Source organism: Bradyrhizobium genomosp. I (2014), assembly GCF_000261685.1.
Lineage (GTDB): Bacteria > Pseudomonadota > Alphaproteobacteria > Rhizobiales > Xanthobacteraceae > Bradyrhizobium.
This window is the reverse complement of record NZ_AJQE01000298.1, coordinates 1-1,383: the sequence shown is the minus strand read 5'-3', so window position 1 is coordinate 1,383 and position 1,383 is coordinate 1. Positions and strand designations below refer to the sequence as shown.

Here is a 1,383-nt window from a genome sequence, read left to right as displayed (position 1 = left end):
GGCGGCAGCCAATTCGCCGGCGCCGCAGCCGGCCGCGAGCCCCTCGCCTGCGGCAAGCCCGTCGCCGGCGCCCCCGAAATAGCCCAAGGTCTTGAATAGTCACTGCTCGTTTCAGCTGTCGTTCAGGAACGATCGGCCATAGAGACGGTTGGCACTGCCGCGCGTCGTTCGAAAAGGCATGCCCTCATAAGGACATGAGGCCATGACAGTTGTGAAACAGCGCGGCAGAGTTATGCTCCCGTTGCCGCGGACTCGGTCGGATCTCGGGGTCGGATCCGCTTCCCTGCCACCTCAGCCCCTTTTGGTTTAGCCGCGATGCGCGTTGTCGCCGCCGTTCTGTTGCTCGTGTCCGCGCTCCATGCAGGGCTGTGGGGAGTCTTGCGCGACAGGGAACCCGCGCCCGATTTCAACGGCCTCCTGCCCAGCGTCTCCTACGCGCCGTTCGAGGGCTCGGCCCACCCCGACATCGACAACATTCCGACCGTCGAGAAAATCCGCGCCGACATGAAGACGCTGTCGACCATGACGCGCGCGATCCGCCTCTATTCGTCCACGGGCGGCGTGGAACTGGTGCCGCCAATCGCGGCCGAGTTCGGCCTCAAGGTCACCGTCGGCGCCTGGATCGACAAGGACAAGGACCGCAACGAGCGCGAGATCAAGGCCGCCATCGAGCTCGCCCGCAAGAACAGTAACGTCGTCGGCGTCGTGGTCGGCAACGAGGTGATCTACCGCGGCGAGCAGAAGGTCGAAGACCTCATCGAGATGATCAAGAAGGTGAAGGGCGCGGTCCGCGTGCCCGTCACCACCGGCGAGATCTGGAACATCTGGCGCGACAATCCCGACCTCGGCTCCAACGTCGATTTCATCGCAGCGCACGTGCTGCCCTATTGGGAAAACTTCCGCTCGGACCAGGCGGTCGACCAGGCCGTCGACCGCTACAACCTGCTGCGCAACCTGTTCCCCGGCAAGCGCATCGTGATCGCCGAGTTCGGCTGGCCGAGCCAGGGCTACAATTTGCGCAACGCCGACCCGGGCCCGTTCCAGCAGGCGCTGGTCCTGCGCAACTTCGTCTCCCGCGCCGAAGCCATCGGCATGGAATACAACATCGTCGAGGCGATCGATCAGCCCTGGAAATATTTCGAAGGCGGCGTCGGTCCGTATTGGGGCATCCTCAACGCCAGCCGCGAGCCGAAATTCGCTTGGACCGGCCCGGTGGAAAACCCCGACTATTGGAAGCTGATGGGCATCGCGCTGCTGGTCGGCATCCTGCTGTCGCTGCCGATCCTGCGGATCGAGAAAGCGACCGCGAAACAGGCCTTCCTGCTGTCGGCGACCGCCAACGGCGTCGGCGCCTGGGCCGCGACCGTGTTCGCGTTCTGGAAC

At 64.6% G+C, this 1,383-nt stretch carries 1 protein-coding gene; it reads left to right on the top strand.

Annotated elements, in window-relative coordinates; genetic code table 11:
• Nucleotides 1-315: 315 nt before the first annotated feature.
• Nucleotides 316-1,383: glycosyl transferase family 2 (locus IC50_RS27685; RefSeq protein ID WP_035712204.1), on the top strand; the 1,068-nt coding region annotated here is incomplete at its 3' end.